This is a genomic window from Paenisporosarcina quisquiliarum (assembly GCF_027563315.1).
GTDB lineage: Bacteria > Bacillota > Bacilli > Bacillales_A > Planococcaceae > Paenisporosarcina > Paenisporosarcina quisquiliarum.
Window position 1 is genome coordinate 48,677 of record NZ_JAMKBJ010000016.1, and the last position, 24,556, is coordinate 73,232.

The following is a 24,556-nucleotide window of genomic DNA, read 5'->3' on the forward strand; positions in this document are numbered from 1 at the left end:
AAAAAGGGTCAGCCGACAAGTCGACTAACCCAAGATTGTTTTATACGTTGAAACGGAATAACATTACATCGCCGTCTTGTACGATATATTCTTTACCTTCCAAACGCACTTTACCAGCTTCTTTTGCAGAGGCCATTGAACCGTTTGCTACCAAGTCATCATAAGAAACTGTCTCGGCGCGAATGAAACCACGTTCGAAGTCTGTATGGATAACACCAGCACATTGAGGAGCTTTCATACCTTTACGGAATGTCCAAGCACGAACTTCCTGTACACCTGCTGTAAAGTATGTTGCTAGTCCCAATAATTGATAAGCAGCTTTTACAAGTTGATCTAGCCCTGATTCTTTGATGCCTAACTCGTCAAGGAACATTGCTTTCTCTTCCTCATCAAGTTCTGCCATTTCTTCTTCAATTTTGGCACATACAACAATCACTTGTGCGTTATCTACTTTAGCGAATTCACGAACTTTTTGAACGTATTCATTTTCATCAGCATTGGCAATTTCGTCTTCTGCAACGTTCGCCACATAAAGCATAGGCTTGATTGTTAATAAATGAAGACCTTTAACTACGCGTAATTCTTCTTCTGTAAATTCAACAGAACGTGCTGGTTTTTCATCTTCAAAAGCATCACGAAGTTTGACCAATACTGGTTCTTCAACCATTGCATCTTTGTCTTTTTGTTTCGCCATTTTGCCTACACGTTGCAAACGTTTTTCAACGCTTTCCAAGTCAGCCAAAATTAACTCTAGGTTGATTACTTCGATATCTGAAATCGGATCTACTTTACCAGCTACATGTGTTACGTTCTCATCTGCAAAACATCTTACCACTTGGCAAATTGCATCTACTTCACGAATGTGAGCCAAGAACTTATTTCCAAGTCCTTCACCTTTACTGGCACCTTTAACAATACCTGCAATATCAGTGAATTCAAAAGCTGTAGGAACCGTTTTCTTTGGAACAACAAGTTCCGTTAATTTATCAAGACGTTCATCCGGTACTTCTACAATTCCGACGTTTGGATCAATTGTACAGAATGGATAGTTTGCAGCCTCTGCGCCTGCTTTTGTAATTGCATTAAATAAAGTGGATTTACCGACATTCGGTAAGCCTACGATTCCTGCTGTTAACGCCATTTATGTTCCCAACCTTTCATAACTTACAAGTTCTATATTCAAGTGTGTATCATCATTTTCAACGCTTGATTAAAGCTAATATTTTTCATTTAACTAATCTATTATAAATTTATGTCAATCAAAAGTCTATTCCTCTGTGGAAGGCTCAGCAGCTTTAATCACTTTTTTCATTTTTTTTGCGAATTCTCTTCTTGGAATCATCACACTGTGTTGGCAACCTTCACATTTTATCCGGACGTCTGCACCCATGCGAATAACCTTCCATTCATTGGTCCCGCAAGGATGCTGTTTTTTCATTTCAACAATATCACCCAGCTCAAATGACTTTGTATTCATCAGACTTTCCCCTTATCTTCAGACTTCACAGGATCTCCGGTACCAGCATCTACTGATCCTGTTTTCTTTTGGTACATGACCATTTTCGGATATGGAATTTCGATTCCATGTTCGTCCATAAATATTTTCAGGTCACGACGAATGATTCGACCAACAGCGAAATGTTGCATCGGTTTTGTTTCAGCCGAAATACGCATGACCACTTCAGAAGCTGCCAGATTTTGAACACCTAACAATTCAGGTACTTTGACCAATTGCTCATATTTTTCAGGAAGCTCAGATAAAAATTCACGAATAAGCTCTTCTGCTTTTGGAATATCTGCTTCGTACGCAACGCTTACGTCAACGATTGCAATTGAATTATTTAATGAGTAATTTACGACTTCCACAATCGTACCGTTAGGGAAAATGTGAATCTCCCCGTTCAATCCTTTTAACTTCGTTGTTCGCAAACCAATCTCCTGGACAGAACCTTCGGATGCACCGATCCGCACATAATCACCGACCGAGAATTGATCTTCAAAAATAATGAAGAATCCTGTGATGACATCACGAACCAAGTTTTGGGCACCAAACCCAATGGCCAACCCGAGTACCCCTGCCCCAGCAAGCAATCCAGTTACATTAATAGTCAATGCAGACAAGACTGCCAGTATCGCAGCAAAATACACAACATATGCAATTACATTTTCGAGCAATTTTAGCAAGGTATTCTGTCTGCGTTCCGAGTAGCGCAATGGTGCTTTCATCCGGACTTCAAACACTTTACGAATGACCACTTTAAAAACTTTTACAACAATTCCTGCTAGGAACATTATGAATATAACTTTAAGCGTAATCACGCCAGCAGCAATCCAGATTTTCTCATCTAAAAGCAATTCTTTGACACTTTCAATCGTTTTGTTAATGTCCAATCGATATCTACCACCTTTTTGAATAAAGCCCATTTCTAATACGTATACTACGAAAAAAGAGAGTGAGCTAACCTATGTTTGCATATTCGTCTCATTTACATTCAGAAGATTTTTCTTATCAAGATTCAGGCGTAGCTTGGCGCTTAAGCTCGCTTTTTCTCCAACTAATTCCATTTGAAAAACCCAATCTCACATTTTGCTGCATAGGAACCGACCGGTCGACTGGAGACGCCCTTGGACCACTAATTGGCACTTGGCTTCGCGATCATCCCACATTTCCGTATGAAGTAATTGGCACCTTGCAGCAACCTTTGCACGCTTTGAATTTACAACAAACCGTCGAGTCACTTCAAGCAAGAACATTATCTCCGTATGTAGTCGCCATAGACGCTTGCTTAGGGAAAGTCGAGAAAATCGGACATATAGTCATCGAAAAAGGTCCTCTTTTTCCCGGCAAAGCAGTAAAAAAGGAATTGCCGCCTATTGGCGACCTTTCCATTAAAGGCATTGTAAATGTTGGTGGCTTTCAAGAGTATACTGTCTTGCAAAACACGAGATTACAATTGCCATATGATATGGGCAAAGTTTTGTCTCGTGCCCTTCTACTTGCTTGGCAGAGGTACCAAATGAAAATGGTACGCAATAGCCACGACGATCGCTACCACGAGAATGCCTGGTAGAAAATTGGCTACTCTTATTTTGGTCAAACCAATCATATTTAATCCAATGGCCACAATCATGACTCCACCGGTTGCCGTCATTTCCTGAATATATAATGCAAGTGCATCTTGTGGGATTACACGGCTAATTTGAGTGGCGAAGAGTGCAATCGTCCCTTGATATAAAATAACAGGAACGGCTGATAATAAAACGCCTATCCCTAAAGTGGTAGCCAATATTATAGAGGTAAATCCATCTATTAATCCTTTTACAATCAATAAATCATGATCATTTCTCAGACCACTATCCAATGAACCAATGACCGCCATCGATCCAATAACAAATATTAAGGTAGAGGACACAAAACCTTGCGCAATACTAATATTTTCACCTTTTTTATTCTGACCCACTTTTGATTCCAACCAATGGCCAAATTGATTGAGTTGATGATCTAAATCAATCCACTCTCCAATGACTGCACCTACAACTAAACTAATAATAACGATTAAAAATTGTCCGCTTTCAAAACCCATTTGAAGTCCGATAACAGTTACAGCAAGCCCAATAGCATACATCACTGTTTGCTTCATGTTTTCCGGGATGTTTTTCAACAATCTTCCGATGATTGTCCCAACAATGATGAGAAGCGCGTTAATCAATGTCCCTAATAACACCATACGTAACGCCTCATTTCAGCTAAAAATAGAACCTATCCCCTCAAAGGTAACTCCTTTAAGGGAATAGGCAGGTTAGTCTTCTAATAATTCTAAAATACGTTCCAGATCATCTTCAGAGAAAAATTCGATTTCAATTTTCCCTTTGTTTTTCGATTTCTTAATGGAAACAGTAGTGCCGAAATATTCACGCAGTTGTGATTCTTTTTCTTTAATAAAAATATCTTTGTTCGGTACTTTTGATGTTTCACGTGAAACATCTTCATTCATACGTTGGACAAGTGATTCAAGTTGTCGAACGTTCAAGTTTTCTTTCATTACTTTTTCAGCAATTGAAGGAATAAGCTTTTTACGCTTCAAGCCAAGTAATGCTCGTCCATGTCCCATCGAAAGTTTATTAGCTGAAATTAGCTCTCGTACAATTTCAGGTAAAGATAGTAAACGAATATGATTGGCAATATGAGGTCGACTCTTACCTAAGCGAAAAGCTAATTGTTCTTGCGTTAAACTTAAGTTTTCCATAAGATTTTGGTAAGCATCGGCTTCTTCAATCGGCGTTAAATCTTCACGTTGCAAGTTTTCAAGTATCGCAATTTCCATCATTTGTTGATCCGTAAATTCGCGAATGACTGCAGGAATCTCCTTCAAGCCTGCAGCTTTTGAAGCACGAAAACGACGTTCACCTACGACGATTTCAAATGACTTACCTCTTCTTCTAAGAATAATCGGTTGAAGAACGCCGTGTTCTTTAATCGATTCAGTTAACTCACTCAATGCGGTTTCATCAAAGATTTTGCGGGGTTGATATGGGTTAACTTTAATTTCTTTTACAGGAATCTTTTCAACACTTTCCATTTGATTGATAGATTCTCCAGGGAACAATGCATTAATTCCTTTACCTAAGCCTTTAGACATTACGAATCACTTCCTTCGCCAAATCTAGATATACTTCTGCACCACGAGATTTCGGATCGTAAATAATAATTGGTTCCCCATGACTTGGCGCCTCGCTTAGACGGACATTACGAGGAATAATTGTTTTATACACTTTATCTTGGAAGTATTTTTTCACTTCTTCAATTACTTGAATTCCTAAGTTCGTCCGTGCATCAAACATCGTTAATAACACACCGTCAATGACGAGTTGATTATTCAAATGTTTTTGTACTAAGCGGATGGTACTCAATAATTGGCTCAAACCTTCCAATGCGTAATACTCACATTGCACAGGAATTAGAATGGCATCGGAAGCCGTCAATGCATTGATTGTCAGCAAACCCAGTGAAGGTGGACAATCTATGATGATATAATCATATTCTTCTTTTACATCTTGAAGTGCACGTTTCAATCGCACTTCACGTGAGATAGTAGAAACCAGTTCAATTTCAGCACCTGCTAACGAAATCGTCGCAGGAACTACATGTAAATTCTCCACTTTAGTTTCCAAAATAACTTTTTTTACATCTATATCATCTATTAAAACATCGTAAATACATTGGTGTACGTCACCTTTATTAACGCCAACTCCACTTGTAGCATTTCCTTGGGGATCTGTATCCATCAACAATACTTTTTTCCCTAAGTACGCAAGGCATGCGCTTAAACTTACAGATGTTGTCGTTTTACCCACGCCGCCTTTTTGATTGGCGATCGCTATGATTCTACCCACGCTTGCACCTGCTTCCCTCTAGTTGTCTATTTTTGCTATCAACATTTAATACTGGAAAGATTCATACTTGTGGCACTTTCCGCTTTTCTTTTCATTCTATCAAATAATTGATTAAAAAAGGATTATATTCTGATTACAAACAAAAAAACTCTTGCTACTTTCAGAGCAAGAGTTCACGATTTCGCAATATCAAGATTTCTTTTTCGGGATTTTCACAGTAATTTGGTAGAAATCTTCTAATTCTTCTTCTTCCGTTTCCATCTTAATCCCCGTTTTCGCAACCATCGCAAATGACTGTCTGAGTGTATTCAGCGCAATTCTTACATCACGACTAACCGTTTTTCTTTTAGGTTTTTCTTTTTTACCTTCAACTACTGGTGGATTTAACAGTTCTTCCACTTTCTTTTCAAGTTGCTTCACATTATATTGTTGCTCCACTACTTCTTGGAAAAGTGCAATTTGCTGCTCTTCTTCTTTAATGGGCATGAGCGCACGGGCATGACGCTCTGAGATTTCACGTTTCAAAATTCCATCCTGAATTACTTGAGGAAGTTTCAGCAGTCTTAATTTGTTGGCAACAGTTGATTGACCTTTGCCTAAACGTTGAGCCAAAGCTTCTTGCGTAAGTTCATGAAGTTCTAACAACTTTTGATAAGCCAATGCTTCTTCAATAGCAGTTAGTTCTTCGCGTTGTAAATTTTCAATTAAAGCAATAGATGCTGTTTCTTTATCACTTAAATTACGAACGATAGCAGGAACTTCTTCCCACTCCAGTTTCGTCATTGCTCGGAAACGGCGTTCTCCAGCAATAATCTCATATCGCCCATCTTCCATTTTACGAACTACGATTGGTTGAATAACCCCGTGTGTATGAATGGTACGAGCCAATTCTTCAATTTTAGACTCATCAAAAACAGTCCTCGGTTGAAAACGATTCGGAACAATCGATTGCAAAGGGATTTTCATTACTTCTTCATATTGTTCAACTGTTTGCTTTGTAGCCGCTATCTCTTTTTCGCCACTCCCAAAAAAACGTGAAAAAGGACTTTTCATCCCCAGGCACCACCTTTAAGAAACTCACTACTTGTATTAATTCGAGATAAATCTCTTCAATCCTTTATTAATGTTCCACGTGAAACACAACATTACAATGGAGTCTTATTTGGAACTCCAGGTTTTCTCGGATATTTTTTAGGGGTGCTCTTCACTTTATTAAAAACAAATAACGATCTTTCACTATTTTCAACAGGAAGTGTGAAAGAATATTCTTGAATTTTTTCAGCACCCAAAATTGTTAATGCTTTTTTTGCATCGTTTAGTTCGTCTTGAGCAGCTGCAGCTTTCATTGCTACAAACTGACCTCCAACTTTTACTAATGGAATACAAAGTTCCGACAACACAGATAATCTCGCTACCGCTCTAGCTGTGACAATATCGTACTGTTCTCGGTAAGCTGGATTTTGTCCAAATTCTTCTGCTCTGGCATGTACAAATTGAACATTGGATAGACCCAATTGTTCACTTAAGTGTGTTAAAAACTGAATTCGTTTGTTCAATGAGTCTACGATGGTTACTTGCATTTGAGGGAAACAAATTTTCAAAGGAATACTTGGGAATCCCGCTCCTGCACCGACATCGCAAATTGATTGGCCTTTTGAAAAATCTACATAAAAAGCCATGCTAATTGAATCATAAAAATGTTTTAAGTAAACGGATGGTTGATCGGTAATTGCCGTTAAGTTCATTTTTTCATTCCACTCAACCAGCAATTCGTAATATTTATGGAATTGTTGAAGTTGTTCTGGGGTTAAATTAATCCCTTTTTCTTTTAAGGCTTCAACAAATTGTTGTTGATTCATATTGGACCCCTTCCGTATATGAATAGTGGCTATATGCTAAATTTAGCGAATAGCCACTATTATACTTATCCGGATATTTTCGCTATTCTACCTTGTTCAATATACACCAGTAGGATAGAAATGTCAGCAGGATTTACACCGGAAATTCTTGATGCTTGTGCAATTGATAAAGGTCTAACTTCTTTCATCTTTTGCTTCGCTTCAGTAGCTATACCAGAAATCGCATCGTAGTCAATTAAATCTGGAATTTTTTTGTCTTCCATTTTCTTTAATTTCTCTACTTGTTGAAGTGCTTTTTCGATATAACCTTCGTACTTAATTTGAATTTCAATTTGATCCTTCATTTCATCTGTTAAGTCGAGTGGCGTAGGAGAAAGTTTTGCAATATCATCATACGTCATTTCAGGGCGCTTCAGTAAGTCTTGACCTTTAATTCCATCTTTTAATTCAGTACCGCCTTTAGAACGAATAATTTCTTGTGTTTCTTCATTCGGCTTAATGATTGTTTTTCTTAAGCGGACGATTTCCTCTTCAATCAATTTCTTTTTAGCTTCAAAACGCTCGTAACGTTCTTCCGAAATCAACCCTGCATCAAATCCGATTTTAGTCAGTCGTAAGTCTGCATTGTCATGACGTAACAATAATCGATATTCTGCTCTTGAAGTTAGTAAACGATAAGGTTCATTCGTTCCTTTCGTCACTAAATCATCAATGAGCACACCGATATATGCATCTGAACGGCTTAAAATGATTTCTTCTTTATTTAAAGCACGAGCTGCTGCATTCATACCAGCCATTAACCCTTGGCCAGCCGCTTCTTCATAACCAGATGTTCCGTTAATTTGACCAGCTGTATAGAGATTACGGATTTTTTTTGTTTCCAAAGTTGGCCATAATTGAGTAGGTACCATTGCGTCGTACTCGATTGCGTAGCCTGCACGCATCATTTCAGCTTTTTCCAAGCCTGGAATACTTTCAAGCAATTTACGTTGTACGTGTTCAGGCAAACTTGTAGAAAGTCCTTGTACATATACTTCACGTGTATTGCGGCCTTCAGGCTCTAAGAAAATTTGATGACGCGGTTTGTCGTTGAAACGAACCACTTTGTCTTCAATGGAAGGGCAATAACGCGGGCCTGTTCCTTTGATCATCCCTGAATACATTGGTGACAGATGTAAATTTTCATCAATTATTTGATGAGTACGTTCATTCGTATACGTTAACCAACATGGCATTTGATCCATGATGTATTCAGTTGTTTCGTAACTGAATGCACGCGGTACATCGTCGCCTGGTTGAATCTCCGTTTTACTGTAATCGATTGTTTTACTATTAACGCGTGGCGGCGTTCCTGTTTTAAAACGAACTAAATCAAAACCAATCTCTCGAAGATTGTCAGCAAGTTTTAATGAAGGTTGTTGATTGTTTGGTCCACTTGAATATTTCAAATCGCCGATAATGATTTCACCACGTAAGAATGTCCCGGTAGTAACAATTACTGTTTTTGCACGGTATATTGCCCCTACTTGAGTAATGACCCCTTTTATTTCGTTATCTTCAATAATTAATTCCTCAACCATTGCTTGATGGATGGACAAGTTCTCTTGTTCTTCCATTAAACGTTTCATTTCTGCTTGGTATAACACTTTATCCGCTTGTGCACGTAACGCACGTACAGCTGGACCTTTACCTGTATTCAACATTCTCATTTGAATGTGCGTTTTGTCGATGACTTTCCCCATTGCGCCTCCAAGGGCGTCAATTTCCCGGACAACAATTCCTTTAGCTGGGCCTCCGATAGATGGATTACACGGCATAAATGCAATCATATCTAAATTGATTGTTAAAACGAGTGTTTTTGCACCCATTCCCGCTGCTGCTAAAGCTGCTTCAGAACCGGCATGGCCTGCTCCGATTACAATCACATCGAACGAGCCCGCTTCAAATTTCTGCATGTTCGTTCATTCCTTTCGTTTTTCCTATTTATTATTTATAAGTTGGTTTATTAATTGCTCAATTTAATTAGACTGTGGATTTCCGTTGCGACACGATGTCGCGTATTTAGCCTTCGGTCCGCTCTTTTTATGTCTAGCTGCAAGCGCCAGCTCGCACCTAAGCTTCAGACCCTCAGGCGAAAGCAGGCTTTCGCATCGGCTGACTCCTGCGGTTACTCGTCGCAAAGGAGACCTTTCTTCCAGCGCCGGTGTCGAGCCAGATTGGCGCTTTCCGCTTGGGCCCACAGGATGTGGGTCATGAAGGCGTTGCGACACGATGTCGCGTATTTAGCCTTCTGTCCTATTATTTCCCTAAACAGAACTGGGAGAACAGTTGGTCAATTAAGCTTTCCTCTACTGTATCTCCAGTAATTTCACCTAAAATTTCCCACGTTCGTGTAACGTCGATTTGAATCATATCGATTGGTACGGCAGCATGTGCTGCATCTATTGCATCTTCAATCGTTTGTTTTGCTTGGTGCAACAAAGCAATATGACGCGCATTCGACACATACGTCAAATCTCCACTTTCAAGTGACCCTTCAAAGAACAACGATGCAATTGCTTCTTCCAGCTGATCGACGCCTTCTTCCTGCAATAAGGAAGTGGTCACGATTTTACGGTTTCCTGCAAGTTCTTCCACGTGTTGACTATCGATTTTTTTCTCTAAATCGGTCTTATTGATGACTACAATAAAGTCCATACCTTCAATTGCTTCAAATAAGCGTACATCTTCAGGTGTTAGCTCGTCCGAATGGTTGAGTACCAAAAGAATTAAATCGGCTTGTTTAAGCACTTGTCTGGAGCGTTCTACCCCGATACGTTCCACAATGTCTTCAGTTTCCCGAATTCCTGCTGTATCGACCAGTTTTAACGGTACTCCTCTGACATTTACATACTCTTCAATGATATCGCGTGTCGTTCCCGCTACATCAGTCACAATCGCTTTATTTTCCTGGACTAAGCTATTTAATAAAGATGACTTCCCTACATTTGGTCGACCAATAATGACTGTAGATAAGCCTTCTCTTAATATCTTCCCTTGGGATGAAGTACGTAATAACCCTTCAATTTCTTGTTTAACCCAAGACGACTTTTCAATAATCATGGGCAAGGTCATTTCTTCAACATCATCATATTCTGGATAGTCGATATTCACTTCTACCTGTGCCAATGTTTCCAACAACGCTTGTCGCAAGCTGGCAATAAGTCGCGATAATTTTCCATCCATTTGTCCAAGTGCCACATTCATGGCACGATCTGTCTTGGCACGGATCAAATCCATTACAGCTTCTGCCTGAGATAAGTCGATACGGCCATTCAAGAATGCTCGTTTCGTGAATTCTCCCGGCTCTGCTAATCGGGCACCGTGTCTTAACACTAACTGCAACACGCGATTGACTGTGATGATTCCCCCGTGACAATTGATTTCCACGACGTCTTCTCTCGTAAAGGTTTTTGGACCTTTCATTAAAGACAGCATGACTTCTTCTACTACCTCACCTGATTCAGGCTCTATTAAATGTCCATAATGGATCGTGTGTGATACTTGGCTGCTTAAATTTTTATTTCCTGGCGAACGAAAAATTTGATCAGCTATGGAAATTGCTTCTGATCCACTTAATCGCACAATCGCAATTGCTCCTTCACCCATGGGTGTGGATATCGCAGTAATCGTATCGAATTCCATAATCGTCCACCTCCTGTCTGTAAATTATCCACATGTGGATAACTGAAAAACGGTCATGATTCTCTAACATACAACAATAGCATAAAATCACTAAAATCGAAAGTCGCAAACGTCATTTCGACAACAAGAAAACGGACCTTTTCGTCAAGTGACGTCAAGGTCCGCTGTCCATTACTTCAATGGTTCAATTACGAGATAACGATTAGGATCTGTTCCTATTGATACCGTTTCAATATCCAACCGTCTGGATAATGCGTTGTGTATCACTTTTCTTTCATAAGAAGGCATTGGTTCAAACTCTACTTTTTTTCCAGTTCGGATTGCTTTATCCGCCATGCGTTCAGCTAATTGTTCCAAGGATTCTTGACGGCGCTCGCGGTAGTTTTCTACATCAAGCTGAATCATCAAAAATTGGTTAGCATATTTGTTTGCAACTAATTGAGATAATTGTTGCAAGGCGTTTAATGTTTGACCGCGCTTTCCAATAAGTACAGCTGCTTTTTTACTTTCTAGTCGAAGCGTAACGTACTTACCATTCTGCTCCGTATGAATCGTTAAATCATCAATTTTCATTTCTTTTGCAATAAGTGTTATATAAGCTTTCGTTTCTGCGACTGCCTCATCTAGAGTAGACTCAACATTCTTCAAAACGACTTTTTCTTGTAAAGGCTCGATTGTTTCTTCAGTCGGTGTTTCTACCGTCTCAACCGAAACAGTTTCAGCCTCCTGCACAACGGGTGGTGCTTCGTTAAGTGTAACTTGCACTTCTGCCAGTTTAGAGCCGAAGCCCAAAAATCCTTTTTTACCTTCAGTTAAAACGTTGATGGTGACTTGATCTCTAGTTGTCTCAAGTTTAGCTAATGCTGCAGATATCGCTTCTTCAGTTGTCGTACCCGTTTGCGTAATCTGATTCACTTTTTAGCCCCTCCAGTTTTAGCAGGTTGAACTGTGTTTTGAACTGTGTGTTTCTCCCATGGTTTGTAAATCACCATGTTTTGAATCAATGAAATGATATTTCCGATTACCCAGTACAATGTTAATGCCGATGGTAAGAAAATACCGAACCCGATAATCATAACGGGCATGAAATACATCATGATTTTCATTTGAGGATTGTCCATTGCTGGACCAGTACGTAGTACCAGGAATTGCATGATACCCGCGAGCACTGCAAGAATAATACTCGGTTCAGCAAGTGGGAACCAAAGGAAGCTACCTAAGTTAATTTCCGGCGTCGAATTCATACGACTAATCGCATGATAGAATCCAATTAAAATTGGCATTTGAATAACTACTGGTAAACAACCTGCAGCTGGATTCACACCTTTATCTTTAAACAACGACATCATTTCTTGTTGGTACTTCTGTTGTGTAGCCGCATCTTTTGAACTGTATTTTTGCTTGAGTTTAGCTAGTTCGGGTTGAACATCTTGCATTTTCTTTGCACTCTTCGTTTGCTTAATCATTAAAGGAAGAATGGCCAAACGAATGATAATTGTCACCATGACAATCCCTAATCCGTAAGTTCCGAGTAATTCCTTGAACAATGTAATAAATGAAACAAGAGGCCAAACAATAAATTCGTTCCAAAAACCATTACTGTCCTCATAAATCGGTTGATTATATTCTGTACATCCACTAAGAAGTAGCGTCACAGAAACAAGCATGAGGATAATAAGTAAGCGTTTGTTCACCCTTCTTCCCCCTAAAACGACATTCCATTTCTTCTATATATAAATACACGAAAAACTTCTTGTCTTTTTTACTTGATCTTTTGAATCATTTTAGCGATTTTCAAAACGTGCTGCAAACTTTTCTTTGTTTCATGAAAATCTAAACTGGCCGCCTGATTTCTGGCGATAATGACATAATCCATGTTCGGGTTGACTTCATCTTTCAGTTCCAAGAAAGATTGTCTGATATAGCGTTTAATTTGGTTGCGGACGACTGCATTTCCGACTTTTTTACTCACGGATAGGCCGATGCGAAACTCCTCTTGTCCTTCTTTCGGTAAGAAATATAAGACAAACTGGCGATTCGCAAAGGATTTCCCGCGTTTAAAGATTTTTTGAAATTCTGCATTTTTCTTTACTCGTTGACGTTTATTCATGCTTCACCTTCTCCACCTGATCATTCATTTCTAATAGGTAAAGAAAAAAAAGACCACTGATGCGGATCAGTGGGCTTAAGCTGATAATACTTTTCTTCCTTTACGACGACGTGCTGCTAATACGCGACGGCCGTTTTTAGAACTCATGCGAGAACGGAATCCGTGAACTTTGCTGTGTTTACGTTTATTTGGTTGGTATGTGCGTTTCATCTATATGACACCTCCTGAAAATTGAAAGTCGATTTATTGCTCATAGACAGTCTCCGATATTATATATAGTTTAAGCCCTAATTGTCAATAGCTATTCGAAATATCCTTCACTTCCAGTAGATCAATCCCTGCATTCTAGTTGTCCACATATATGTAGTTTTCCGCACATGGCGTTGTGGATAACAAAAACGGGGTATTTTTTCTATCCACAACACTTATCTACACCTTTTTCACAAACTCACCTACTGTGGACAACACCGGTGTGCATGAATATGCATTTTGTGGATAACCGTCGAGAACGCTTGTAATTTCTAGTTAATTTTGATACGATGTTTGTGTTTTACTCTTCAAAACCAAAAATCACTATTCGTTGTTATCCACAACTGTTGATAATCTGTGGATAGCTTATCCCAAGGCTCTGATTAACCTTTATCCACAACTTGTGGTTTTGTGCATGACTATACATATTATGTGTAAGATTGTCGATAAAAAATATTTTTGAAGAAGGAGGTACGTTGTTGGAACATTTAGAAGAACTATGGTCGAGCGTTCTTGCTCAAGTGGAGCAAAAAATCTCGAAACCTAGCTTTGAAACATGGCTCAAATCTACAAAAATGTTGACCTATCAAGGTGATACAGTGACGATTGCCGCTCCAAACTCATTTGCACGAGATTGGCTTGATACACATTATGTACATTTGATTGCCGGTATTTTAACCGAATTGACGGGGGAAGGCCTGTCCATCAAATTTGTTGTACCTAAAGATCAAAGTATGGAAGATTTTTCGCCTCCAAAACCGATCATTCCAATGAAAGATGATGAACAGCCAGAGTTTTCACCTGGTATGTTAAATTCAAAATATACATTTGATACATTTGTCATCGGTTCTGGTAACCGATTTGCACATGCTGCTTCACTTGCGGTAGCCGAAGCACCAGCAAAAGCCTATAATCCACTGTTTATCTATGGGGGAGTAGGACTTGGAAAAACCCATTTAATGCATGCAATTGGGCATTATGTACAGGAACATAACCCGAATGCAAAAGTGGTTTATTTATCTTCCGAAAAATTCACAAATGAATTCATTAATTCTATTCGTGATAATAAAACGGTAGATTTCCGTAACAAGTATCGTAGCGTGGATGTACTATTAATAGACGATATTCAATTTTTGGCCGGGAAAGAACAAACTCAGGAAGAATTTTTCCACACATTTAATACGTTGCATGAGGAGTCTAAACAAATTGTCATTTCGAGTGACAGACCGCCGAAAGAAATTCCAACATTGGAAGATCGTCTTCGTTCCCGTTTTGAATGGGGCTTAATTACGGACATAACGCCGCCAGACCTAGAGACACGCATTGCCATCTTACGTAAAAAAGCGAAAGCGGACGGCTTGGACATTCCAAATGAAGTCATGATGTACATCGCCAATCAAATCGATTCAAATATTCGTGAACTTGAAGGTGCTTTGATCCGTGTGGTTGCTTATTCTTCATTAGTTAATAAGGATATGAATTCGGATTTAGCAGCTGAAGCATTGAAGGATATTATGCCGAATTCAAAGCCTCGTAAAATTACGATTTTGGATATTCAAAAAACGGTGGGAGAGCACTTCCATATACGTTTAGAGGATTTTACAGCGAAGAAACGGACGAAATCTATCGCTTTTCCAAGACAAATTGCCATGTATCTATCTCGTGAGTTAACGAGTTTCTCTTTACCTAAGATTGGAGAGGAATTTGGAGGCCGGGATCATACAACGGTTATCCATGCTCATGAGAAAATTTCTACTCTATTAAAAGAAGATCAGGCCCTTCAACAGGACCTCAAACAAATTAAGAGTCTATTAGGCAAGTCTTAACAGTTGTGGATAACCCCACATTCGACCGCCTAGTTTATACACAGTCTATCTACATGTGGATAGACTGATTTTATTCGGTAAAATGGACTTATCAACAAATCCACAGGCCCTATTACTATATCTATTATTCTTTTAAAACATTAATAAATATATAAGCGAGGTATTTATCATGAAATTTGAAATCATGCGTGAACGGTTATTAGATGGGTTAAATGATGTTATGAAAGCAGTAAGTTCTAAAACTACGATTCCTATTTTGACGGGGATTAAATTAGAAGTTACAGAACAAGGATTGCACTTAACTGGTAGTGATTCGGATATTACGATTCAAACTTTTATTAAAGCTGAAGAAAATGGCGAGCAAGTGATTCGTGTAATTGAAGAAGGAACAATTGTTGTTCAAGCTCGTATGTTTAACGAAATCGTTCGTAAGTTACCAACAAGTGATGTGGAAATTGAAGTGAATGAACAATATCAAACGCATATTCGTTCAGGTAAATCAGAATTCCATTTAATTGGACTGGATGCTTCTGAATATCCATTACTCCCAGAAATTCAAGATGATCGTCAGTTTGTCATTCCAGCTGACTTATTGAAATCAATTGTTCGCGAAACTGTATTCGCTGTATCAACTTCTGAAAGTCGTCCTGTATTAACAGGTGTTCATTGGGAAGTGAAAAATGGAGAGCTTGTTTGTGTAGCAACAGACAGTCACCGTCTAGCTCGCCGTAAAACGACTTTGGAGCAGCTGCCTGAAGGAGAATATAGCGTAGTTATTCCAGGAAAGAGCTTAAATGAATTAAGCAAAATCATTGGAGACTCTTCTGAACCAGTTCATATCGTCATGACACAACAACAAGTGTTATTTAAAACTTCTGATGTTTTATTCTATTCACGTTTACTTGAAGGAAATTATCCGGATACATCACGTTTAATTCCAAATGAATACAAAACAACAGTAACAGTGAACGGAAAAGCATTACTTCAAGCAATCGATCGTGCATCATTATTGGCACGGGAAGAACGCAATAATATTGTCCGATTCAGTTCTTTGGAAGGCAATGTTGTTGAAATTTCATCCAGTTCACCTGAAGTAGGGAAAGTAGAAGAAGAAATTCAAGCAACGTCGATTGAAGGGGAAGAACTTAAAATCTCATTCAGTGCGAAATATATGATGGATGCATTGAAGGCTGTAGATGGACAAGATGTAATGGTTCAATTCACAGGAGCGATGCGCCCGTTCATCTTAAAATCCGTTCATGATGACGCGATTTTGCAACTAATTTTACCTGTTCGCACATATTAAAAATTAATTATTTCAAGGGTAGCCCTTAATTGGGCTATCCTTTTTTACTTATTAAAGAAAATGAAGTAAAATGAAGGGATAGACTAAAAAACGAAGGATGTAATTAACTTGAAAGAACTTGAAATTGGAACGGAATATGTAACCCTTGGGCAAGTACTGAAAATGACAGACGTAATAAGCTCTGGTGGAATGGCCAAATGGTTTTTATCGGAAAATGAAGTATTGATAAATGGGGAAGTAGATCAAAGACGTGGTCGTAAACTTCGTCACGGAGATTTAGTGAACATCCCTGGAGTAGGCGAACTTCGCATTGTGGATCCATTGAGCGGGCAATAATATGCACATAGAAAGTCTGGAATTAACGAACTATCGAAACTATGAATCGTTATCGTTAAATTTTTCAAAAACCATCAATGTTCTGATCGGAGAAAATGCACAAGGAAAAACCAACATCATGGAATCCATTTATGTGCTTTCGATGGCAAAATCTCACCGTACGTCCAATGATAAAGAATTGATACGTTGGGCTGAAGAATATGGTAAAATAAAAGGTGATGTTTATAAAAAATATGGTCGCTTACCTCTTGAATTGACTTTATCCAAAAAAGGCAAAAAAGCGAAAGTGAACCATTTGGAACAAAATCGTTTAAGTGATTATATCGGTCAACTAAATGTGGTGATGTTTGCACCAGAAGATTTGCATCTTGTAAAAGGCAGTCCTCAAGTAAGAAGACGTTTTTTGGATATGGAAATTGGGCAAATATCGCCTGTTTATTTACACGATTTACTGACGTTTCAAAAGTTATTAAAACAGCGAAATCATTTACTGAAAATGCATCAAGGCAAATCATCTGTAAACGATGTAATGTTTGATGTTTACACGGATCAATATATTCAAGCAGCTGTCAGCGTTATCCGTAAAAGATTTCAATTTATGGAGCTTCTTCAAAAATGGGCAGAACCGATTCATTTCGGTATTTCTCGTGGTCTAGAAAAATTGGAAGTTCGCTATAACCCTGTCAGTGGCCTTGACCAAAATGCAACATTTGAACAAATGGCTGATTTCCTTCAGCAAAAATTGCAAGCAGGCAGAGCGCAAGAGTTGGCGAGAGGTGTAACTTTGACCGGTCCACATCGGGATGATTTGCAGTTTTTCGTCAATGGCTACGACGTGCAAACGTATGGTTCTCAGGGACAGCAACGTACAACGGCACTGTCGCTGAAACTTGCAGAGATTGAATTAATCAAACAGGAAGTCGGGGAATCACCGGTATTATTACTCGATGATGTTTTATCCGAACTGGATGACTACAGACAATCTCACTTATTAAATACCATCCAAGGCGAAGTTCAAACCTTTGTTACCACAACAAGTGTGGATGGCATCGATCATGAAACGATTACGCAAGCTGCAATATTTAATGTGAAGCAAGGACATGTTGATGGAGGAGCGTGAGTATTTTGTATGTGGTTATCGGCAAGGACATTGTCGTCATGTACAGCGAAATCCTCTCGATATTAGATTTTCGCGAGATAAAGGATGAGACGGAGCGGGACTCGTGGTTGCAAAATCCACGTACACGATGCTTGGTAGAAATACCACGTGTAAAGTCTTTAATCGTCACTCCTTTTTTAACGTATGCATCACCTCTTAGTCCGCAGAACATCGTAAAAAAATTTATTCAATTCCCAGGGGCAGGTCCCCTTATGAACAATAGCGACAAGACAGTAGGAAAGAGCAGGTGAGCTAAATGGCGATGGAAGAAAAAGAACTGCAATCTTATGATGCTGATCAGATACAAGTATTAGAAGGTTTAGAAGCGGTACGTAAACGTCCAGGAATGTACATTGGTTCGACGAGTTCAAAAGGACTTCACCATCTTGTATGGGAAATCGTAGATAACGCAATTGACGAAGCATTGGCTGGTCACTGTGATGAAATTGCCATCACAATCGAGAAAGACAATTGGATTAAAGTAGATGATAACGGTCGCGGAATTCCTGTCAGCAATCATGAGAAAATGGGACGCCCAGCTGTTGAAGTCATTATGACTGTATTGCATGCCGGCGGTAAATTTGGCGGTGGCGGATACAAAGTTTCTGGTGGTCTGCATGGTGTTGGTGCCTCGGTCGTTAACGCCCTTTCGGAAGTAACGGAAGTATATGTTCATCGTGATGAAAAACTTCATTACATCAAATTTGAACGTGGTGCTGTAACAAAAGAATTAGCAGTTGTTGGTGAAACCGACAAAACTGGTTCGACAGTCCGTTTTAAAGCGGATCCAGAGATTTTTACGGAAACAACAGTCTACGAATATGATATTTTAGCGAATCGTTTACGTGAGCTAGCTTACTTGAACCGCGGTTTGAAAATAGTCATTTCGGATGAGCGTGAAGAAGAAGTGCGCACGAATACTTACTACTACGAAGGTGGTATTAAGTCTTACGTTGAGCACTTGAATAAATCAAAAGAGCCGATTCATGACGAACCGATTTATATCGAAGGTGAGAAAGACGGAATTTCAATTGAAATCGCTATGCAATATAACAGTGGTTACTCGTCTAATATTTTCTCATTCGCGAACAATATCAACACGTATGAAGGCGGTACACATGAATCCGGCTTTAAAATGGCGTTGACGCGTGTAATTAATGATTACGGTCGCAAAAACAACATGTTGAAAGATGCCGATACGAATTTAACAGGTGATGATGTACGTGAAGGATTGACTGCTATTGTGTCTGTCAAACATCCGGATCCACAATTTGAAGGACAAACGAAAACGAAATTAGGAAACTCTGAAGTCAGTACGATCACGAATTCATTGTTCTCCGAAGCGTTTGAACGTTTTATGCTGGAAAATCCATCTGTTGCCCGTAAAGTCATCGAAAAAGGGTTGATGGCAGCCCGTGCACGTGTTGCAGCGAAAAAAGCGCGTGAATTTACACGCCGTAAGTCTGCTTTGGAAGTATCAAGCTTACCTGGTAAATTAGCGGATTGTTCTTCTCGTATTCCTGCTGATAGTGAATTGTATGTAGTAGAGGGTGACTCTGCCGGCGGTTCAGCAAAATCAGGTCGTGATCGTCATTTCCAAGCGATTTTGCCGTTAAAAGGGAAAATTTTAAACGTGGAAAAAGCACGTTTGGATAAAATCTTATCCAATACAGAAATTCGAGCGATTATTACAGCTCTTGGAACCGGAATCGGTGAAGAGTTTGCTTTGGAAAAAGCACGTTATCATAAAATTGTCATCATGACCGATGCCGATGTAGATGGTGCCCATATCCGAACTTTATTATTAACTTTCTTATTCCGTTTCATGCGTCCGTTGATTGAAGCGGGATATGTATATATTGCACAGCCTCCATTATTCCAGATCAAACAAGGGAAGAGTGTGGAGTATTGTTATTCAGATAAGCAACTGGCTGAAATCCTTGAGCGTTTGCCAAAACAACCAAAACCAGTCATTCAACGATACAAAGGTCTTGGAGAGATGGATGCGACTCAATTATGGGATACAACAATGGATCCAGCAGTTCGCACATTGTTACAGGTTAACTTGGAAGATGCGATAGATGCAGATGAAACATTTGAACGTTTAATGGGGGATGAAGTAGAACCTCGTCGTCAATTCATCGAAGAAAATGCAATTTATGTGAAAAACTTGGATATTTAATACCCCAAGTGAAGGGAGGTCGCCTGCGTGACGAATATAGCAAATGATGGAGTTAAAGGAATTAATATCAGTACCGAGATGAAAACGTCATTCCTTGACTATGCAATGAGTGTTATTGTTCAACGAGCTCTTCCAGATGTTCGGGACGGTTTAAAACCTGTTCACCGACGAATTTTATATGCGATGCAAGATTTAGGGAATACGGCAGAAAAACCGTACAAAAAATCTGCTCGTATTGTTGGAGACGTAATAGGTAAGTACCATCCACATGGTGATACGGCTGTTTACGACACCATGGTTCGAATGGCGCAACACTGGAGTTATCGTTATATGTTAGTAGATGGTCACGGAAACTTTGGATCAGTTGATGGAGATGCCGCGGCAGCAATGCGTTATACCGAGTCTCGTATGTCGAAAATCGCGATGGAATTACTGCGTGATATCAATAAAAACACAATTGATTTCAAAGACAACTATGATGGCCAAGAAAAAGAACCAATCGTACTTCCAAGTCGTTACCCAAACTTATTAGTAAACGGTACTTCCGGGATTGCTGTTGGTATGGCAACGAATATTCCGCCACATCATTTGGGTGAAACCATTGAAGCAGTGTTGGCACTTGCTGAAAATGAAGCGATTACTACTGAAGAGCTTATGGAAATCATTCCAGGTCCTGATTTCCCTACTGGTGGTATTATTTTAGGACGAAGCGGGATTCGACGTGCTTACGAAACAGGGCGTGGATCAGTTATTATCCGCGGTAAAGTTGAAATTGAACAAAAATCAAATGGCAAAGAAGTCATTTTAGTTCATGAACTTCCTTTCCAAGTGAACAAGGCCCGCCTGATTGAAAAAATCGCGGAACTTGTGCGTGATAAGAAAATTGATGGCATCACGGATCTTCGTGATGAGTCTGACCGTAATGGAATGCGTATCGTCATTGAAGTCCGTAAAGACGCCAATGCCAATGTTCTATTAAACAATTTATATAAACAAACTGCTCTTCAATCAAGTTTTGGTGTGAATATGTTGGCGCTTGTCGACGGACAGCCAAAAGTACTAGGCCTGAAAGAGATTTTATATCATTACTTGGAGCACCAAAAAGTCGTTATTAAACGACGTACACAGTTTGAACTGACAAAAGCGGAAGATCGTGCTCACATTTTAGAAGGTCTTCGTATCGCTTTAGATCATATTGATGAAATTATTGCATTGATTCGTAGTTCACAAACGGGAGAAGAAGCAAAACAAGGGTTAATTGCTCAATTCAACTTGTCTGAACGACAAGCACAAGCAATTCTTGATATGCGTCTTCAACGTTTAACTGGTTTGGAACGCGACAAAATTGAAGAAGAATACCAGGAACTTCAAAAGCTGATTGCTGAACTTCGTGCGATTTTAGCCGATGAATTGAAAGTTATTCAAATCATCCGTGAAGAATTAAATGAAATTAAAGAACGTTTCAGCGATAAGCGACGTACGGAAATTACTGCCGGTGGCGCTGAAATGATGGAAGACGAAGATTTGATTCCACGTGAGAACTCTGTTCTGACATTGACTCACAATGGATACATTAAACGTCTACCAGTCAATACGTACCGCAGTCAAAAACGTGGTGGACGAGGCGTACAGGGAATGGGCACGAATGAAAATGATTTCGTTGAACATCTTCTTTATACTTCAACACACGATACCATCCTGTTCTTTACAAACACAGGTAAGGTATACCGTGCGAAAGGATACGAAATTCCTGAGTATGGTCGTACAGCTAAAGGATTGCCAATCGTCAATCTGTTAGGTGTCGATAAAGAAGAGAAAGTTACGGCAATGATTCAAATGGCTTCATTTGAAGACGATGCCTATTTCATCTTCACAACTCGTCTGGGTGTAACAAAACGTACACCAGTCAGCGGGTTTGCTAATATTCGTGCGAATGGTCTTATCTCAATCTCTTTAAGAGACGACGATGAGTTGATTTCCGTTCGATTGACAGATGGGAAAAAACACATCATCATCGGAACGCGCAAAGGAATGCTTGTGCGCTTTGAAGAAACAGATATCCGTTCAATGGGACGTACAGCTTCCGGAGTTCGAGGAATTCGTTTACGTGAAGACGATCATGTCGTCGGCATGGAAATCCTGGAGCCAGGTCAGGAAGTATTGGTCGTAACTGAAAATGGTTACGGGAAACGTACGCCAGAAGAAGAGTATCGTTTACAGTCTCGTGGTGGAGTTGGAATTAAGACAAGCCAAATCACTGATAAAACTGGTCCGTTATCAGCTGTTAAAGCGGTAGACGGTTCAGAAGATTTGATGCTCATTACGATTAATGGAATGTTAATTCGTATGGACGTTAATAGTATTTCGATCACTGGTCGCAGCACGCAAGGAGTTCGTTTAATTCGTTTAGGCGATGATGAACTTGTGGCAACGGTCGCAAAAGTAGAAAAAGCTGAAGATGAAGAGGAATTTAATGAAGACGGTGAAGAAAGCACAACTACAGTAGTTGATGGAGAAGTATCAACTACAGAAGCAAGTGAAGACTTACCGACCGAATCAGATTCATCTGAAGAATAATAGAAGAAGGACTCAGGCACATTAGCGCCTGAGTCCTTTTTTCGTTTTTATCTATTGCTCCACTGTTTTCAATATAGAGTTGCGTTTTTGCTTTTCTAGTATGTGCAAGTTCCCTAAGTAGTAGAAGAATATGCTGCACAAAATAATGCCTGAGATTACAGCAAATAAGAAATCCCCTCCGAAGTCCTGAAGCAACCATCCCCCAAGTACAGGTCCGGTAAAATTTCCAATTGATCGAAACTGACCCGCCCCAAAGTAAGTTCCTTTTCGATCTTCGGGAGCAATTTGATCAATAAAGACGCTGGTGGATGGGAAAATGAAAATTTCCCCGATAGTGACAATCGCCATAGCAATCATCATGCCAATTGCTGAGGTAGCAAATCCAAAGCTTGCAAACCCAACCGCAAAGAAAATACTCCCGAAAATCATTACACGAAGAACTGGCCATTTCTCAGAAATCAAACTTAAAGGAACTTGCAAAATGATGACGAGTATCGCATTAAGAGCAACCAACCTTGCAAAAAGAGCAACACCTTCAGAAAACGATTGTTGTATGTACTGAGGTAAGTTCGAATCAATTTGCGAATAGCCGACATTTATCAAGATTCCTCCAATAATAAATACGAGCAAGGTTTTGTCTTTCCATGTCACCATCAACGTGTCCAGTAGTGGCAATTGATGAACAGGAGTTACAAGTGAAATTGAATAGCGATTTAACATGATGAATAGAGTTCCTCCATATAGAAGGTACATCAAACCCGTCAATAAAAAAGGCAAGGAAGTTGAAAACTGCGCAATATAAACGCCAAGTAGCGGTCCGAGTGATGCACCAATATTGATAGCCGTGTATCGTAGTGAAAATACACGCTTTCTTTTTTGAGGAGCAGTTAAATCTGCCATCATCGCCTGGGAAGATGGTTCAAAGAATGAACGACAAAGACCGTTCAAGGCATTCAGTGCCATAAATACCCCGATGTGTGAAGCTTGAGAAAACCCGAAATAAACCAGTCCCCACACAAGTATCGTCCATAGCATTACCTTTTTCCGTCCAAATCGATCCGAAAAGTAACCACCAATGAATCCTCCTATGGTTCCAGTTAACGGAGACAGTCCAATCGTAAGACCAATCCAAACAGGATGAATTCCATGTGTGTTAGATAAATATAAGGCCAGGAAAGGCAGAGCCATAAAACTGGCCCCTCTTGCAAAAACAGTTCCAATTAATAATGTCCAAACCACAGGATGAAATGTGAACTTCTCTCTCATACGTAACCCTTCTTTCTATCTTTCATACTAAACTTCTGCAAGTAGTCTGGATAGTTCGAAAAATGAATAAAAGGTCTTCGGAATAAGTAATGACTAGGGCGGTAAAAAAATGCTTATGAAACTTAGAAATGAAATGGTTTTTTAGTTTCAATATATAGATGACAATGATCAGTTAAGAGGAAATTCATACCGTATGTAGTGGATACAGTTTTCCATTTCATTACTAAAGAAAAAACCTCGAAAGTAATTGAATAAATGTCTGAAATACTGTTGACACTTATGTTGGGAATTGTTATTATAAGTGAGTCGCCAAAACAAGCGGCAAACAAAAATGAAAAAGCAAAACTTTTTGTTGACATGACAAACCGGATTTGCTAAGATATAAAAGTTGCTGTCGCGAGAGTGACCAACGAAATGAACCTTGAAAACTGAACAGCAAAACGTCAACAATAAAGCGGAACACACTTCGGTGTGGGAAGCGAAACTTGAACTTAAACGTTCATTATAAACGTCATTAATTTGACGCCAGCAACAAAGTCGAGCTAATCGACTCACCTATTATGGAGAGTTTGATCCTGGCTCAGGACGAACGCTGGCGGCGTGCCTAA

22 protein-coding genes are annotated in these 24,556 nt (G+C 39.4%); 7 read left to right on the forward strand and 15 right to left on the reverse strand.

Annotated elements, in window-relative coordinates:
* Positions 1 to 40: 40 nt before the first annotated feature.
* The 3 genes from ychF to M9R32_RS14515 all read right to left on the reverse strand — a co-directional run bounded on the left by ychF (position 41) and on the right by M9R32_RS14515 (position 2,391).
* Entirely contained in the window at positions 41 to 1,141 is a 1,101-nt protein-coding gene (gene ychF / locus M9R32_RS14505) for a redox-regulated ATPase YchF (RefSeq protein ID WP_269927463.1), read from the reverse strand.
* Positions 1,142 to 1,267: 126 nt separating this feature from the next.
* Positions 1,268 to 1,477, reverse strand: a complete 210-nt coding sequence (locus M9R32_RS14510) for a DUF951 domain-containing protein (protein ID WP_269927464.1) — start codon at positions 1,475 to 1,477, stop codon at positions 1,268 to 1,270.
* Positions 1,477 to 2,391 (reverse strand): mechanosensitive ion channel family protein, encoded by a 915-nt coding sequence (locus M9R32_RS14515; protein WP_269927465.1) that lies wholly within the window; start codon positions 2,389 to 2,391, stop codon positions 1,477 to 1,479. The genes M9R32_RS14510 and M9R32_RS14515 overlap by 1 nt, the downstream gene beginning before the upstream one ends.
* Positions 2,392 to 2,465: 74 nt before the next feature.
* Here M9R32_RS14515 and yyaC point away from each other — a divergent pair, with 74 nt between their 5' ends.
* The gene (yyaC, locus tag M9R32_RS14520) at positions 2,466 to 3,071 is read left to right on the forward strand and encodes a spore protease YyaC (RefSeq protein WP_269927466.1); all 606 of its coding nucleotides are present in this window, start codon (positions 2,466 to 2,468) and stop codon (positions 3,069 to 3,071) included.
* Here yyaC and M9R32_RS14525 read toward each other — a convergent pair.
* The 11 genes from M9R32_RS14525 to rpmH all read right to left on the reverse strand — a co-directional run bounded on the left by M9R32_RS14525 (position 2,994) and on the right by rpmH (position 13,257).
* Positions 2,994 to 3,728, reverse strand: a complete 735-nt coding sequence (locus M9R32_RS14525) for a DUF554 domain-containing protein (RefSeq protein WP_269927467.1) — start codon at positions 3,726 to 3,728, stop codon at positions 2,994 to 2,996. The two genes, yyaC and M9R32_RS14525, sit on opposite strands and share 78 nt — an antisense overlap.
* Positions 3,729 to 3,800: 72 nt before the next feature.
* Positions 3,801 to 4,640, reverse strand: coding sequence for a ParB/RepB/Spo0J family partition protein (locus M9R32_RS14530; protein ID WP_269927468.1), 840 nt, complete (start codon positions 4,638 to 4,640; stop codon positions 3,801 to 3,803).
* Entirely contained in the window at positions 4,633 to 5,394 is a 762-nt protein-coding gene (locus tag M9R32_RS14535; RefSeq protein ID WP_269927469.1) for a ParA family protein, read from the reverse strand. The genes M9R32_RS14530 and M9R32_RS14535 overlap by 8 nt, the downstream gene beginning before the upstream one ends.
* Before the next feature lie 189 nt (positions 5,395 to 5,583).
* Positions 5,584 to 6,447, reverse strand: a complete 864-nt coding sequence (gene noc / locus M9R32_RS14540; RefSeq protein WP_269927470.1) for a nucleoid occlusion protein — start codon at positions 6,445 to 6,447, stop codon at positions 5,584 to 5,586.
* A gap of 92 nt (positions 6,448 to 6,539) precedes the next feature.
* A complete protein-coding gene (gene rsmG, locus M9R32_RS14545) occupies positions 6,540 to 7,253 on the reverse strand; it encodes a 16S rRNA (guanine(527)-N(7))-methyltransferase RsmG (protein WP_269927471.1) in 714 nt (237 codons plus the stop codon).
* A 65-nt stretch (positions 7,254 to 7,318) separates the two neighbouring features.
* Positions 7,319 to 9,208 (reverse strand): tRNA uridine-5-carboxymethylaminomethyl(34) synthesis enzyme MnmG, encoded by a 1,890-nt coding sequence (gene mnmG / locus M9R32_RS14550; protein WP_269927472.1) that lies wholly within the window; start codon positions 9,206 to 9,208, stop codon positions 7,319 to 7,321.
* Positions 9,209 to 9,551: 343 nt separating this feature from the next.
* Positions 9,552 to 10,937: a tRNA uridine-5-carboxymethylaminomethyl(34) synthesis GTPase MnmE gene (gene mnmE, locus M9R32_RS14555; protein ID WP_269927473.1), complete on the reverse strand. Its 1,386-nt coding sequence runs from the start codon at positions 10,935 to 10,937 to the stop codon at positions 9,552 to 9,554.
* A gap of 171 nt (positions 10,938 to 11,108) precedes the next feature.
* A complete protein-coding gene (jag, locus tag M9R32_RS14560) occupies positions 11,109 to 11,852 on the reverse strand; it encodes an RNA-binding cell elongation regulator Jag/EloR (protein WP_269927474.1) in 744 nt (247 codons plus the stop codon).
* A complete protein-coding gene (yidC, locus tag M9R32_RS14565) occupies positions 11,849 to 12,604 on the reverse strand; it encodes a membrane protein insertase YidC (RefSeq protein WP_272508372.1) in 756 nt (251 codons plus the stop codon). Before yidC ends, jag begins: the two co-directional genes overlap by 4 nt.
* A gap of 95 nt (positions 12,605 to 12,699) precedes the next feature.
* A complete protein-coding gene (rnpA, locus tag M9R32_RS14570) occupies positions 12,700 to 13,047 on the reverse strand; it encodes a ribonuclease P protein component (protein WP_269927476.1) in 348 nt (115 codons plus the stop codon).
* A 75-nt stretch (positions 13,048 to 13,122) separates the two neighbouring features.
* Entirely contained in the window at positions 13,123 to 13,257 is a 135-nt protein-coding gene (rpmH, locus tag M9R32_RS14575) for a 50S ribosomal protein L34 (protein ID WP_016428940.1), read from the reverse strand.
* Positions 13,258 to 13,775: 518 nt separating this feature from the next.
* Between rpmH and dnaA the strand changes: the two genes are divergently transcribed.
* The 6 genes from dnaA (at position 13,776) to gyrA (ending at position 22,682) form a co-directional block, all read left to right on the forward strand.
* Positions 13,776 to 15,122 carry a chromosomal replication initiator protein DnaA gene (gene dnaA / locus M9R32_RS14580; protein WP_269927477.1) on the forward strand — a complete coding sequence of 449 codons (1,347 nt, stop codon included), beginning with the start codon at positions 13,776 to 13,778 and terminating at the stop codon, positions 15,120 to 15,122.
* A 169-nt stretch (positions 15,123 to 15,291) separates the two neighbouring features.
* Positions 15,292 to 16,428, forward strand: a complete 1,137-nt coding sequence (gene dnaN, locus M9R32_RS14585; RefSeq protein ID WP_269927478.1) for a DNA polymerase III subunit beta — start codon at positions 15,292 to 15,294, stop codon at positions 16,426 to 16,428.
* Between the two features lie 108 nt (positions 16,429 to 16,536).
* Entirely contained in the window at positions 16,537 to 16,764 is a 228-nt protein-coding gene (gene yaaA, locus M9R32_RS14590; protein WP_016428943.1) for a S4 domain-containing protein YaaA, read from the forward strand.
* Between the two features lies 1 nt (position 16,765).
* Complete coding sequence (gene recF / locus M9R32_RS14595; protein WP_269927479.1) at positions 16,766 to 17,884, forward strand: DNA replication/repair protein RecF; 1,119 nt, start codon at positions 16,766 to 16,768, stop codon at positions 17,882 to 17,884.
* A gap of 295 nt (positions 17,885 to 18,179) precedes the next feature.
* Positions 18,180 to 20,105, forward strand: a complete 1,926-nt coding sequence (gene gyrB / locus M9R32_RS14600) for a DNA topoisomerase (ATP-hydrolyzing) subunit B (RefSeq protein WP_269927480.1) — start codon at positions 18,180 to 18,182, stop codon at positions 20,103 to 20,105.
* 78 nt (positions 20,106 to 20,183) lie between these two features.
* Positions 20,184 to 22,682, forward strand: coding sequence for a DNA gyrase subunit A (gene gyrA, locus M9R32_RS14605; RefSeq protein ID WP_418936253.1), 2,499 nt, complete (start codon positions 20,184 to 20,186; stop codon positions 22,680 to 22,682).
* 51 nt (positions 22,683 to 22,733) lie between these two features.
* Here the strand turns inward: gyrA and M9R32_RS14610 are convergent, their stop codons facing one another.
* Positions 22,734 to 23,948 carry an MDR family MFS transporter gene (locus M9R32_RS14610; RefSeq protein WP_269927482.1) on the reverse strand — a complete coding sequence of 405 codons (1,215 nt, stop codon included), beginning with the start codon at positions 23,946 to 23,948 and terminating at the stop codon, positions 22,734 to 22,736.
* Positions 23,949 to 24,556: the final 608 nt, after the last annotated feature.